The following is a 13,529-nucleotide window of genomic DNA, read 5'->3' as shown; positions in this document are numbered from 1 at the left end:
ACGCCGCGGCCACGGCGGGGCGGTCGACAACCATTGCCCCTTCACGGGGCAGGCCCCGCCCCGCCACGGGGCATGCAGGGGGCCGGCGGGGCGGGATGTCAGTGACCGGCCAGGTTCTCCATCACCCCGGCGAGGTATTCGGCGGTGACCAGCTTGATGCCCATGCGGTTGCCCAGCTTGCGCATGCCCTGGTCGGCGGTCGCCAGTTCGGCATCCAGTTCCATCGCCAGCAGCACCGCGTCCACGTCCTCGCGCGAGTCCACCAGGCCCTTGCGCATCGCCTCGCGAAAACGCTCGCGCAGCTGGGTGATCAGCTCCGGGCGCAGGGACTCGGCCGCCCCGGCCTCGCGGGTATGCTCCTCGGCGATGCGCAGGCCGCGGTCGATCCGGGTACGAACCTCGTCGATGAACTCGTAGAGGATGTCGCTGGGCAGGGTCAATGCGAAGCGACGCGGCGAACGCACCCAGACCACGGTCTCGAAATCCGCGGCCAGCGGCTCGAGGTCGCGCATGGTGCGGAATTCCTCGTAGACCGACAGCGGCATGTAGAACTCCGCGCTGCAGTCGCGCGCGAGCCGGAGAAACTGCTGCAGGACCGCCTCGGGGGTCTCGCCGAACTGCGCCGAGACGTGCGGGTTGGTGAAGACGCTGGTGTCCAGCACGAAGCGGCGCATGGGGACCTTCCGGTGGCTGTGGGACGGGCTCCCATCATCGATACCCCCCGCGAGGGGGTCAACCGAGGTGTTACGCCGCGGCGTTACGGGCCGTTACGCGGCGTAACGAAGGGTGTTACGCCGCGTAACACCCGCCACCCCTGCTGCGTCACAAGCCACTCTTTTTACAGGTCTGGACTCGCTGGCCCGTGACTTGCAACGGGCGCGGGACGCCGATTCCCGCAGCCGACACGATGTCCGACGCCCTCGACAGCACCCGCGAGTTCCTGCACGCCCACGCGCCCTTCGACCAGCTCGAGGCCGAGGCGCTGGAATTCGTGTTGCCGCGTCTGCAGACGCGCTTCTACGAACAGGGGGCGCGCATCACCGACCCGGAGGCCGGACCGGCGCAGCGCTTCCATATCATCCGCCAGGGGCGTATCCGCGGGGAGAGCCCCAGCGAGGACGAACAGCTCTCCGGCAACGCCTGGGAGCTGATCCCCGGCGAGTGTTTCCCGATCGGGGCCCTGCTCGGCCGCCGCGCGGTGCATACCGTGCATCGCGCGGCGGAGGACACCTTGTGCCTGGAACTGAGCCTGGAGGATTTCGACCGCCTGCGGGCCCGCTCGCGGGTATTCAACGACTTCTGCACGCGGCGTCTGGCCAACCTGCTGGACCGCCTGCATCAGGGCCTCGACAGCCTCGCCAGTCATGACGCGGCCGGCGGAGGCCAGCTGAACACCCCGCTGGCACTGCGCCTGGCGCGCGAACCGGTCACCTGCCGCCCGGACACCCCGCTGCGCGAGGCCCTGACCACCATGCGCGACCAGCGGGTGGGATCGATCGTCGCGGTGAATGCCGAACATGCACCGGTGGGCATCTTCACCCTGCACGACCTGCTCAACCGCGTGGCGCTGGAAGGGGTCGGGCTGGATACGCCGGTGCGCGCGGTGATGACCGCGGACCCGGTCGCGCTGGAGGAGAACGCCCCGGGCTTCGAGGGCATCGAGGCGATGACCGAGCACGGGATGACCCACCTGTGCGTGGTCCGCGACGGCCGCCTGACCGGGGTGCTGGGCGAACGCGACCTGCTCACCCGCCAGCCGCTGACCCTCGACGGGCTGGTGCGCGAGATCCGCCAGGCGACCGCGGTCGACGAGATCGCCGGGCGCCTGCGCCAGGTCCCGCGGCTGGTGGAGGCGGTGATCACCCAGGGCGCCGAGGCGGACCAGGTCCTGCGCCTGATCACTCGCCTGAACGAACACGCGACCCGCCGGGTGCTGGCCCTGCTGCGCCCGCAGTACGACATCGAGGGCATCGATTTCACCTGGCTGGCGTTCGGCTCGCAGGCGCGCGAGGAACAGGCGCTGATCACCGACCAGGACAACGGCATCCTGTTCGATGCCGAGCCGGGCGACGAGGATGCGATCCGCGCACGCCTGCTGCCCTGGGCGCAGGCCGTCAACCGGGCGCTGGCGGAATGCGGTTTCACCCTGTGCCCCGGCAACATCATGGCCGGCAATCCGGAGTGCTGCCTCAGCGGTCCGGAATGGGAGGCCCGTTTCACCCGCTGGATCGAACAGGGCACCCCGGAACACCTGCTCAAGAGCACCATCTTCTTCGACCTGCGCGCGGTGGACGGCGACGCCTCGCCGGTGGAGGCACTGCGCACCTTCCTGCTGCAGAAGACCGCCTACAACTCGCGCTTTCGGCGGCAGATGGCGGCCAACCAGCAGGCCTTCCGGCCGCCGCTGGGCCTGTTCGGCGAGATCCGCGCCGGGGCCGAGGGGATCGACGTGAAGAAACAGGGCCTGACCCCGTTCGTGGACGGCGCGCGGGTGATCGCGCTGGCCGCCGAGCTGCCGGCCACCGGCAGCCACGAGCGCATGGATCAGGCGGTCAGTGCCGAGGCCATGCGCCCCGGCGACGCCGCCGATTATCACGCGGCCCTGCGCTATCTGCAGATGCTGCGCCTGCGGGCGCAGCAGAAGGCCCTGCGCGAGGGCCGCGAGGACGACAGCCGCATCCGGCCGGAAGAACTGGGCGCCCTGGAGGGACGGGTGCTCAAGGAATCCTTCCGCCAGGCCCGCAAGCTGCAGGGGCAGCTTGCGGTGCAGTACCAGCTGTGAGGCCACCACAGCCAATACCTACGAAAAGAGGAGCAACACCATGTCGCAAGACCTCAGTCGCGAGGCGTACTGGAAGGCGAATCTTCGCCTTCTGGCGATCTGCCTCGGCATCTGGTTCTTCGTGTCGTTCGTGCTCGGCATCCTGCTCGCCGCGCCACTGAACAACATCCACCTGGGCGGGTATCCGCTGGGCTTCTGGTTCGCCCAGCAGGGCTCGATCTACACCTTCATCGTCCTGATCTTCGTTTATGCCTGGCGCATGAACGTGCTGGACCGCAAGTTCAACGTCGACGAGGAATAATCCGGCCATGGATCAACAGACTCTCAGCCTGATCGTGGTCGGCATCACCTTCGCGATCTACATCGGGATCGCGATCTGGGCCCGCGCCGGCTCGACCAGCGAATTCTACGTGGCGGGCAAGGGCGTCCACCCGGTCGCCAACGGCATGGCCACGGCGGCCGACTGGATGTCCGCGGCCAGCTTCATCTCCATGGCCGGCCTGATCGCCTTCCTCGGCTTCACCGGGGGCGCCTATCTGATGGGCTGGACCGGCGGCTACGTGCTGATGGCCCTGCTGCTGGCCCCCTATCTGCGCAAGTTCGGCAAGTTCACGGTGCCGGAATTCATCGGCGACCGGTTCTACTCCAAGCCGGCCCGCGTGGTGGCCGTGATCTCGCTGCTGGCGATGTCCATCACCTACGTGATCGGGCAGATGCGCGGCGTGGGGATCGCCTTCTCCAACATCCTCGAGGTGCAGCTGGAAGTGGGCCTGGTCGCCGGGATGGCGGTGGTGTTCATCTACGCCGTGCTCGGCGGGATGAAGGGCATCACCTACACCCAGATCGCGCAGTACGTGATCATGATCTTCGCCTACACGGTGCCGGCGGTGTTCATCGCCATCACCCTGACCGGCAACCCGCTTCCGCAGCTGGGCCTGGGGTCGACCCTGCAGGGCTCCGACACCTACCTGCTGGAGGCCCTGGACAACACCATGGTGGAACTCGGCTTCACCGAATACACGGCCACCGAGGGCGGCATGAGCATGCTCAACATGTTCCTGCTGACCCTGGCGCTGATGATCGGTACCGCGGGCCTGCCGCACGTCATCATCCGCTTCTTCACCGTCCCGCGCGTGCGGGATGCCCGCAAGTCGGCCGGCTGGGCGCTGGTCTTCATCGGCATCCTCTACACCACCGCGCCGGCGGTGGGTGCGATGGCCATCTGGAACCTGGTCAACACCGTGCATCCGGGCGAGATCGGCACCGAGGAAGGCCACCTGGCCTATGAGGACAAGCCAGCCTGGATGGATCGCTGGGAACAGACCGGCCTGCTCGAATTCGAGGACAAGAACGACGACGGCGTGATCCAGTACTACAACGACCAGAACGAAGAATTCGCCGCCATGGCCGAGGAGGAATACGGCTGGGAAGGCAGCGAGATCGTCGAGCTGGACCGCGACATCATGGTGCTGGCCAATCCCGAGATCGCCGGCCTGCCGGGCTGGGTGATCGCCCTGGTGGCGGCCGGGGGCATCGCGGCGGCGCTGTCCACCGCGGCCGGGTTGCTGCTGGCGATCTCCTCGGCCATCTCGCATGACCTTCTGAAAGGGGTCTTCACGCCCAAGATCAGCGAGAAGCGCGAGCTGCTGGCCGGACGCATAGCGATGGCCGTGGCCATCCTGTTCGCCGGCTATCTCGGGCTCAATCCACCGGGCTTCGCGGCCGAGGTGGTGGCACTGGCCTTCGGACTCGCGGCCGCGTCGCTGTTCCCGACCCTGATGATGGGCATCTTCATGAAGAAGATGAACCGCGAAGGCGCGATCACCGGCATGCTGGTGGGTCTGGTGACCACCCTGCTGTACATCTTCATGTACAAGGGCTGGTTCTTCTTCCCCGAGACCGCCATGCTGCCGGACACGCCGGAGGGCTGGATCCTGGGGATCAACCCGTCCAGCTTCGGCCCCATCGGCGCGGCCCTGAACTTCATCACCGCCTTCATCGTGATGAAGATGACCGCTCCGCCGCCGAAGGACATCCAGGACCTGGTGGAAAGCGTGCGCGTGCCGCGCGCCGACTGATCCACTCCCGGGTGCACCCGGAACTGCCCCCGGGATCATCGCTGGATGATCCCGGGGCAGTCGCGGGTCCGGCCACCCCGGCCGGGCCCGCGGCGATCCCCGCAAGGGGATCGTCCGCAAGTCCATCCACGTGGGCTTGCGGACGATCCTCGCAACCTCCCCCGTCCACCACGGAGCAGCGCGATGACCGCCGAACTCGACGAGATCCGCGAATTCCTCGATCAGGCACCGGATCTCGCGGAACTGCCCGCCCCGGCCCGCGCCGCCATGGTGCGGCGCCTGACCCTGCGCTACCTGCGCCACGGCGCGGCGTTTCCGCCCGCCGAAAACGGCGACGGCCTGTGGATCGTGCACACCGGGGCGATCGAGCTGTTCGACGCCGGCGACACCCTGTGCGACCGTCTCGGCGAGGGCGACGTGGCCCGCGTGGCCGGTGGCGAGTGCGCGGCCACCGGCCCCGGCGGTCACGCCCGCGTGACCGAGGACGCACTGGTGTATCACCTGCCGCAGGCCCGGGCCGAGGACCTCGCCCTCCACCACCCTGCCCTGGGCGACTTCCTGCGCGCCCCCGGCGGACTGTCCGCGCCGGACCACGATAACCCCGACGACATGGGCGACCGGGATAACCTCGGCACCGCCGACGGCCGCACCACCCTGCTGACCACCCCGGTGACCTCGCTGATGAGCCCCCAGGTCCTGCAGGCGGATGCCGGCATCTCGCTGCGCGAGGCCGCCCGCCGCATGACCGGAGCGGATGTCTCCGCGCTGCTCCTGCAGGACGGGGAAGCCCCCGGCCGTCCGGCCGGCATGCTCACGGACACCGACCTGCGTCACGTCCTCGCGGAGGACGTCCCGCCCGACACCCCGGTACGCGAGCGGATGACGCGCGAACTGGTCACCGTCACCGGCGACACCCCGGCGTTCGAGGCCCTGCTGGAGATGGCGCGCCGCGACATCCATCACCTGCCTGTGGTGGAACCCGACGGCGAGCGCCTGGCCGGGATCCTCTCCGGCACCGACCTGATCCGCCACCAGGGGACCAGCGCGATCCACCTGATCCGCGACCTGCGCCGCGCGGGCTCGCCCGCCGAGCTGAGCCTGCGGATGCAGGCCCTGCCCCGGCTGCAGCAGCAGTTGAGCGAGGCCGGGGTGGATGCCCTGCGCTGCGCCCAGGTGCTGACCCTGGTGATCGACACCCTGACCCGGCGCCTGCTGGAACTGGCCGAGGAGCGCCTGGGCCCCGCGCCGGCCACCTGGGCGTGGCTGGCCAGCGGCAGCCAGGGCCGCCACGAACAGCTGGCGCATACCGACCAGGACACCGCGCTGGTGTGGGCGGACGATGCCCCGGAGGACGCGGATGAATGGTTCGCTGCCCTTGCCCGCGAGGTGACCGACGGACTGGACGCCTGCGGCATCCGCCGCTGCCCCGGCGGGGTCGACCCCTCCCACGCCGCCTGGCGCGGCCCGGCGCGTGACTGGCACGCGGCCTTCGAGCGCGTGTTCACCCGGCCGGACGCGCAGGACGCCCGACTGGCCACGCATTATCTCGACCTGCGGGTCATCCACGGCAGCCACAGCCTGTTCATGCCCCTGCGCCAGCAGGCGCTGGAGCTCGGCTACCGGCACGAGAGCGTCCACACCGCGATGGCCCTGCAGGCGCGCGAGCTGCGGCCGCCGCTGGGGTTCTTCCGCCGCTTCGTGCTCGAACACGACGGCGAACACAGCCCGGCTCTCGACCTCAAGCGCCGCGGCCTGCTGCCGATCGTGGCACTGGCCCGGGTATGTGCCCTGCGCGCCCGGGCCGACGCCCGCAGCACTCCCGAGCGGCTGCGCGCCAGTGCCCACGCCGGGATCCTGACGGACGACACGGCGCGCGAAGTGGAGGAGGCCTTCCGCTTCATCGCCGGCGTTCGCGCGCGCCACCAGGCGCGCCAGATCGCCGCCGGCCAGTCCGCGGACAACCATGTGGACCCGACCACGCTCACGGGCCTGGAGCGCAGCCGACTGAAGGCCGCCTTCGTGCGCGTGGCGCAGGCCGCCCGGGCGGCGCTGGGGGGCGAGGGGCAGGCATGAGCAATGCCATGGCCTCGCCCGGCCAGGCCTGCCCGTTCGCCCGGGCCGCCGCCTGGTTTTCCCCCGGGTACTGGCGCTTCTGTCGCGCCCGCAACCGCGCGCGGCTGCAGACCCCGGCCGGCCCGCTGCGCGACTGCCTGGAGACCCCGCCGCCGGCGCCCGCGCAGGCGGTGGCCCGCACTCGCTTCCTCGCGGTGGACATCGAGACCACCGGCCTCGACCCGGAGCAGGACGCGATCCTCAGCATCGGCTGGGTGGCGCTGGAGGGCACGGCCATCGATCTGGCCACTGCCGGCTACGTGCTGGTCCGCCCGGACCGCGAGGTCCCGGAACAAAGCGCGGTGATCCACCACATCACCGATGAACACGCGGCCCGCGGGGTCGACGTCGGGGAGGCCCTGGACGCGCTGTTCCTCGCGCTCGACGGCCGTGTACTGATCGCCCACCACGCGGCCCTTGAACTGGGCTTTCTGGCGCGCGCCTGCGAGCGGCGCTACGGCACCCGCCCGCCCCTGCCGGTGGTCGACACCCTGCGCCTGGCCGAGACCGCCCGGCGCCGCGCCGGCCGTCCGGTAAGTGCCGGTGGCCTGCGCCTGCACGCCCTGCGCGGCGACTACAACCTGCCACCCCGGCGCAGCCACGACGCCCTGCTGGACGCCCTTGGCGCGGCCGAACTGTTTGCCGCGCTGATGGCCGAACGCGACCCGACGGGCACCCTGCCGCTGCGGCGAATCCTGTTCCGCCCCGGCCGTTTCTGGTAAGCCGGACACGCCCGACAGGCATGCTATCCTCGCGCCCGTGAGACCCAACCCTGACGAATCCGCTGGAACCACGCAGAACATGGAGGCCCGCATGAGCGACACCATCGAGTCCACCCTCACCGAGACCCGCCATTTCGATCCGCCGGCGGCATTCACCGCGAACGCCCGGCTCAAGCCGGAGGACGTGGAGGCCCTGCACAACAAGGCCCGGGCCGACTACGAAGGCTTCTGGTGCGACCTGGCGCGCGAGAAGATCGACTGGCAGACCGAGTTCACCGAAGGGCTGGACAGCTCGAATGCGCCGCATTTCCGCTGGTTCGCCGACGGGCGCATGAACGTCTCCTACAACTGCATCGACCGCCACCTCGAGGCCCGCGGCAACAAGACCGCGATCCGCTTCGAGGCCGAGAACGGCGACACCCGCAACCTCACCTACCGCGAGCTCTACAACGAGGTCGGCAAGCTGGCCAACGCACTCAAGGGCATGGGTGTCGAGAAGGGCGATCGCGTGGTCATCTACATGCCGATGAACGCCGAGGCGGTGATCGCGATGCAGGCCTGCGCCCGCATCGGCGCGATCCACTCGGTGGTGTTCGGCGGTTTCTCCGCCGATGCCCTGCGCGACCGCGTGGTGGACTCCGGCGCCACCGTCATCATCACCGCCGACGGCGGCGAGCGCGGCGGCAAGGTGGTGGGCCTGAAGGCCGGCGTCGACAAGGCGCTGGCCAGCAACCCCGCCGAGGTCGAGAAGGTGATCGTCTGCCGGCGCGCCGGCAATGACGTGACCATGCAGGAAGGCCGCGACGTCTGGTGGGAAGACGCGGTGGACGGCGAATCGGTCGACTGCGAACCCGAGTGGGTGGAATCCGAGCACCCGCTGTTCCTGCTCTACACCTCCGGTTCCACCGGCAAGCCCAAGGGCATCCAGCACTCCAGTGCCGGCTACCTGCTGGGCGCGATCATCACCAACGAGTGGGTATTCGACCTGCAGGGCGACGACATCTTCTGGTGCACCGCCGACGTCGGCTGGATCACCGGCCACACCTACGTTGCCTACGGCCCGCTGGCGGTGGGCGCCACTCAGGTGGTCTACGAAGGCGTGCCCACCGTGCCGGACGCCGGGCGCTGGTGGAAGATGTGCCAGGACCACGGCGTGACCGTGTTCTATACCGCCCCCACCGCCATCCGTGCGCTGATGAAGGCCGGGCCCGACCTGCCCGAGCAGTACGACCTGTCGAAACTGCGCCTGCTGGGCACCGTGGGCGAGCCCATCAACCCCGAGGCGTGGATGTGGTACTACCGCGAGGTCGGCGGCGAGCGCTGCCCCATCGTGGACACCTGGTGGCAGACCGAGACCGGCGCCAACATGATCGCCCCGATCCCCGGCGCCACCACCCTGGTCCCGGGCTCCTGCACCCGCGCCCTTCCGGGCATCGACGCCGACGTGGTGGACGAGGACGGCAACAGCCTGGGCGCCGACGAGGGCGGCTACCTGGTCATCAGGAAGCCCTGGCCGTCGATGCTGCGCACCGTCTGGGGCGACGACCAGCGCTACAAGGACACCTACTGGCCCAAGTTCGGCGGCAAGTACTACCTCGCCGGCGACTCCGCCCGCCGCGACGCGGAAGGCAACTTCTGGATCATGGGCCGCATCGACGACGTGCTCAACGTCTCCGGGCACCGCATGGGGACCATGGAAGTCGAGTCCGCGCTGGTGGCCCACAAGGAAGTCGCCGAGGCCGCGGTGGTCGGGCGCCCGCACGACGTGAAGGGCGAAGCCATCGTCGCCTTCGTGATCCTGCACGGCGACCGCCCCACCGGCGACGAGGCGGACCGGCTGCTCAAGGAACTGCGCGAATGGGTGGGCGAGCAGATCGGCCCGATCGCCAAGCCCGACGACATCCGTTTCGCCGACGGTCTGCCCAAGACCCGTTCCGGCAAGATCATGCGGCGCCTGCTGCGCTCCATCGCCAAGGGCGAGGAGATCACTTCGGACACCTCCACCCTGGAGAACGAGGCGGTCATCCCGCAGCTGCAGGGCAAGGCCTGACGCCGGACACGGGGGCCGTGATCCGAACCTGGTACGCCTGCCGAGGCACCAGGTTCACGGCCCCGCGCCCGGGCGTTCAAGCAAACAGATCGTCCAGGCCCACGCCGAGCGCATCGGCCAGGGCACGGGCGGTCACGATGGAGGGCACCTTTTTCTTCCGCTCGATTTCGTTCAGCATCGCGGGCGAGATACCGGCTGCGGAGGCCAGGGCGCGCTGGGATAGCCCCCGTTCTTCCCGCCAGAGGGTCACAAGGCTTTCTCCGGCCAGGTGACGTTCGACCGCGGCAAGGGGCAGGGTGGGAGCATTCCGCCGCTCGGCGATGACGGCCCGGTCTTCGGCATCCTCCAGACGCGCCAGCAGGGCATCATACTCGCCCCGATCAAGAGTAATTTGCTCGGCCGTTTCAGTCATAGGCTTTGCTCCGATGGCGAATGGCGGTGACTTCCATGATGGTCATGGTGCCGTCTTGAAGGATCACGAACAGCACCCGGTAATCCCCGACGCGAAGTCGATATCCCTCTCGGCCTTTCAGCGCCTTCACATTGTTCGCCAGGCTGTCCGGCTCGGCCGCATATTGCCGGATTTTTGCCAGGACAAGGTCGCTGGCCGCTCCGGCCTTCTTCAGTTCCTTGATCGCTTTAGTCGTAAACCTGACGTCCATGTCATCCATCCCTTACTCACGGCAGTATTCGCTCCGAGCGAACACCATGTCAAGACTGGAGTACCTCGAGAGATCCTGCCCCACCGTCGGGGAAATAAACCTCGCACCTCAGTCGGCGATGACACGGGTCCCGGCCTGCACTTGGTCGCCCGGTCGAGTCACCACCCGTTCCCCGGCCTCCAGACCCTCGCGGATCTGCGTGGTGAAGTCGCTGCGGCGGCCGACCTCGACCCGGCGCGGCCGCGACCGAGCCCTCACAGCAGCGGTGCCGGTGCAGCACCACGCCGCCAGCCGGCGCACGCACGGCCAGCGATTCGGTTTCGTCCTCGCTGCGTTCGCCGGTGGCGATGTCGAGGATCACCCGCGCCGCCTCGACCTCGCTGCGTGCGACCTCCACCGCCGACTCGCCTGCCTCCACTGCCGAGCGGGCGCGGTCACGCCGGGTCTCCACCCGCTCCAGGTCGCTGGCGGACACCGCCCCGTCCTCGAACAATTCGCGGTGACGCCGGTACTCCGACTCCGCCAGCCGCGCCTCGGCCCGCAGGTCCTCGAGGCTGGCCCGCGCCCCCTGCAGACGCGAACGTGCCGCGGCCAGGTGCTCGCGGGCCTGCTCGCATGGAAGATGACTTCGCGCCGGCCGGAACCGGCGGCCGGGGCCGGGATGGCGTTCACCCCGGAATCGACGTTACCCGCACCGCCGGGGCCGGAGGTTCGGCCGCCGGGGCCGCCCCGCTGTCCGGCGCACCGGGCAGCAGACCGCCGCCGTTGCCGTCGAGGCCCGCCGACCACAGGCTCAGCAGCAACAGCAGGAGGATCAGGATCGGGATCAGGATGCGTGGTTTCATCGGACAGGCCCTCGCTCGCGGCAATAGCTCCATGCTGCCACAAAGCCCCCGGCACGGCGCTGCCCCGCTCCCGTCATCGCGAGTCGCGAAGCGACGTGGCGATCTCCATCCGAAGCCGCCTGTTCCTGCGTGCAGACAACTTTGGCCGATTGCCACGTCGCCTTCAGCTCCTCGCAATGACGGATCGCAATGACCGGAGCACGAACGGCGTCGCTCGGGCCGCCGGCGCCACCCGTGGCGGTCGCGACCGGCGCTTCATCCCGATGCAGCACTGATATACTTGGTCATATGCGCCTGTCCCCGGAACAGCAAACCGTCATCCGTCAGGAAGTGGCCCGTGCATTCGGCCCGGACGCCCGGGTCTGCCTTTTCGGGTCCCGCACGGACGACTCGGCGCGGGGAGGTGACATCGACCTGTACGTCGAGGCCGAGGGCACGCCGGACGAACTTCTGGAGGGCGAACTGAAGCTGCATGCCGCCCTGCAGCGGCGGCTTGGCGAGCGCCGCGTGGACCTCGTCGTCCATCGGCGCGGTGCCCCCGCGCGGCCCATCGACACTCACGCCCGACGCACCGGACTCCCGCTGTGACCACCGATTCGCCTGCACGCCTGGCCCGGCTGCTGAACCTGGTCGATCGCGAAGACGAACACCTGCTGGGGGTACGGGAGCGGCTCCTCGCGGGTGATTGTTCGGTTTCCCCCGACCGTGTGCGAGGCATCCTTGCTGCCGACAGCGGCATCGACCGGCTCGAATCCTTCGGTGCCAAGTTCGGGCGGATGCAGGACACGATCATGGACAAGCTGGTCCCTGCCTTTCTCACCTGTGCGGGCGAGAAACCGGGACCAGCCATCGACAATCTGGCACGCCTGGAAAAGCTGGGGCTCATCGAGCAGGCCGATGACTGGTTACAGATGCGCCATCTGCGCAACCGGCTGGTCCACGAGTACATCGAGAACCCCGATGACCTGGCCCCAGCCCTGCAACGCGCCTGTCATTTCACCGACCGAATGCACACCGATTACCAGCGCCTTCGGGGCTATGCCCGGGACCGCCTGGCGATCGAGGTCCCCGGCAACAAGGGATGCTGAAGCCCCCCGCGGGCACCTGTCAGGTACCGGACCGAGGATCACGCGGCGTCGATTTGTTGTTTTGCGCCCAAATATTTACCCTGTGCGCACCGTCCGGCCCGCCGCAGACGCGCCGCGCACCCTGCAATCGCGCGCCGCAGGGCCGTTTTGACGCCACATCGGCGTCATCCGAACCGCTTCAACAACGCAAGGAGTCAACATGTCCGCTCTGATCTGTGGGTCCATGGCCTACGACACCATCATGGTGTTCCCCGACCGCTTCAAGAACCACATCCTCCCGGACAAGGTGCACATGCTGAATGTGTCCTTCCTGGTCCCGGACATGCGTCGCGAGTTCGGCGGCTGCGCCGGCAACATCGCCTACAACATGAAGCTGCTGGGCGCCGACCCGACCGTGATGGCCACCGTGGGCGGCGATTTCGCCCCGTATGCCGACTGGATGGACCGCCACGGCATCTCGCGCAAGTTCGTCAAGGAGCTGAAGGACACCTACACCGGTCAGGCCTTCATCACCACCGACCAGGACGACAACCAGATCACCGCCTTCCATCCGGGCGCGATGGGCTTCTCGCACCAGCAGAAGGTCACCGACGCCGACGGCATCAAGGTGGGCATCGTCTCCCCAGACGGCCGTGACGGCATGATCGAGCACGCCCAGCAGTTCGCCGACGCCGGGATTCCGTTCATGTTCGACCCGGGCCAGGGTCTGCCGATGTTCGACGGCGACGACCTGAAGCGCTTCATGGAGAACGCCACCTATGCCGCGTTCAATGACTACGAGGCGCAGCTGACCGCCGATCGCACCGGCATGAGCATGGAGCAGCTGGCGGAGATGGTCGACGCGATGATCGTCACCCGTGGCGGCGACGGCTCCGACATCTACACCGGCGGCAAGAAGATCACCATCCCGTCGGTGGAACCGGCCGCGATCAAGGATCCGACCGGCTGCGGCGACGCCTACCGTGCCGGCCTGCTGTTCGGTCTGGAGAAGGGCTACGACTGGGAGACCACCGGCCGCATCGCCTCGCTGATCGGCTCGATCAAGATCGCCCATTCCGGCACCCAGAACCACCACTTCTCGGCCGAAGAATTCGCCGACAAGTTCGAGAAGGCCTTCGGCTACCGCTACTGAGGCAGCCCCTCACCGGATCCGGCCGCGAGAGCCGGGTCCCGGCGAGCTTCCGGCCCGG

The 13,529-nt window shown here is 68.8% G+C and carries 13 protein-coding genes and 1 pseudogene; 9 read left to right on the top strand and 5 right to left on the bottom strand.

The window, feature by feature from the left end:
- Positions 1-98: 98 nt before the first annotated feature.
- Positions 99-674, bottom strand: coding sequence for an RNA ligase partner protein (locus F620_RS0104920; RefSeq protein WP_018870268.1), 576 nt, complete (start codon positions 672-674; stop codon positions 99-101).
- A 233-nt stretch (positions 675-907) separates the two neighbouring features.
- Between F620_RS0104920 and F620_RS0104915 the strand changes: the two genes are divergently transcribed.
- From F620_RS0104915 to acs, 6 genes are all read left to right on the top strand, one after another.
- A complete protein-coding gene (locus F620_RS0104915) occupies positions 908-2,782 on the top strand; it encodes a DUF294 nucleotidyltransferase-like domain-containing protein (protein WP_019569680.1) in 1,875 nt (624 codons plus the stop codon).
- 40 nt (positions 2,783-2,822) lie between these two features.
- The gene (locus tag F620_RS0104910) at positions 2,823-3,083 is read left to right on the top strand and encodes a DUF4212 domain-containing protein (RefSeq protein WP_018870270.1); all 261 of its coding nucleotides are present in this window, start codon (positions 2,823-2,825) and stop codon (positions 3,081-3,083) included.
- 7 nt (positions 3,084-3,090) lie between these two features.
- Positions 3,091-4,860 carry a sodium:solute symporter family protein gene (locus F620_RS0104905; RefSeq protein ID WP_019569679.1) on the top strand — a complete coding sequence of 590 codons (1,770 nt, stop codon included), beginning with the start codon at positions 3,091-3,093 and terminating at the stop codon, positions 4,858-4,860.
- A gap of 183 nt (positions 4,861-5,043) precedes the next feature.
- Positions 5,044-6,933: a putative nucleotidyltransferase substrate binding domain-containing protein gene (locus F620_RS0104900; protein WP_019569678.1), complete on the top strand. Its 1,890-nt coding sequence runs from the start codon at positions 5,044-5,046 to the stop codon at positions 6,931-6,933.
- Between the two features lie 8 nt (positions 6,934-6,941).
- Positions 6,942-7,694 (top strand): 3'-5' exonuclease, encoded by a 753-nt coding sequence (locus F620_RS0104895; RefSeq protein WP_026331320.1) that lies wholly within the window; start codon positions 6,942-6,944, stop codon positions 7,692-7,694.
- Between the two features lie 91 nt (positions 7,695-7,785).
- The gene (acs, locus tag F620_RS0104890; RefSeq protein WP_026331319.1) at positions 7,786-9,744 is read left to right on the top strand and encodes an acetate--CoA ligase; all 1,959 of its coding nucleotides are present in this window, start codon (positions 7,786-7,788) and stop codon (positions 9,742-9,744) included.
- A gap of 76 nt (positions 9,745-9,820) precedes the next feature.
- Here the strand turns inward: acs and F620_RS0104885 are convergent, their stop codons facing one another.
- From F620_RS0104885 to F620_RS15345, 4 genes and pseudogenes are all read right to left on the bottom strand, one after another.
- Positions 9,821-10,156: a helix-turn-helix transcriptional regulator gene (locus tag F620_RS0104885; protein ID WP_019569675.1), complete on the bottom strand. Its 336-nt coding sequence runs from the start codon at positions 10,154-10,156 to the stop codon at positions 9,821-9,823.
- The gene (locus tag F620_RS0104880) at positions 10,149-10,415 is read right to left on the bottom strand and encodes a type II toxin-antitoxin system RelE/ParE family toxin (RefSeq protein ID WP_019569674.1); all 267 of its coding nucleotides are present in this window, start codon (positions 10,413-10,415) and stop codon (positions 10,149-10,151) included. The genes F620_RS0104885 and F620_RS0104880 overlap by 8 nt, the downstream gene beginning before the upstream one ends.
- Before the next feature lie 99 nt (positions 10,416-10,514).
- Positions 10,515-11,043, bottom strand: a pseudogene (locus tag F620_RS14760) (TolC family protein); the annotation flags it as partial.
- Between the two features lie 31 nt (positions 11,044-11,074).
- Complete coding sequence (locus tag F620_RS15345) at positions 11,075-11,251, bottom strand: hypothetical protein (protein ID WP_019569673.1); 177 nt, start codon at positions 11,249-11,251, stop codon at positions 11,075-11,077.
- Positions 11,252-11,539: 288 nt separating this feature from the next.
- On the opposite strand from F620_RS15345, the gene F620_RS0104865 reads away from it, so the two are divergent.
- From F620_RS0104865 to F620_RS0104855, 3 genes are all read left to right on the top strand, one after another.
- Positions 11,540-11,839 (top strand): nucleotidyltransferase domain-containing protein, encoded by a 300-nt coding sequence (locus F620_RS0104865; protein WP_019569672.1) that lies wholly within the window; start codon positions 11,540-11,542, stop codon positions 11,837-11,839.
- Positions 11,836-12,339 (top strand): hypothetical protein, encoded by a 504-nt coding sequence (locus tag F620_RS0104860; RefSeq protein ID WP_018870279.1) that lies wholly within the window; start codon positions 11,836-11,838, stop codon positions 12,337-12,339. Before F620_RS0104865 ends, F620_RS0104860 begins: the two co-directional genes overlap by 4 nt.
- A 199-nt stretch (positions 12,340-12,538) precedes the next feature.
- On the top strand, positions 12,539-13,471 hold the full coding sequence (locus tag F620_RS0104855; RefSeq protein ID WP_018870280.1) for a carbohydrate kinase family protein: 933 nt from the start codon (positions 12,539-12,541) through the stop codon (positions 13,469-13,471).
- Positions 13,472-13,529: the final 58 nt, after the last annotated feature.

This window comes from Thioalkalivibrio sp. ALE11 (genome assembly GCF_000381205.1).
In the GTDB taxonomy this organism is placed as follows: Bacteria; Pseudomonadota; Gammaproteobacteria; order Ectothiorhodospirales; family Ectothiorhodospiraceae; genus Thioalkalivibrio.
This window is presented reverse-complemented; position numbering and strand designations above follow the sequence as displayed.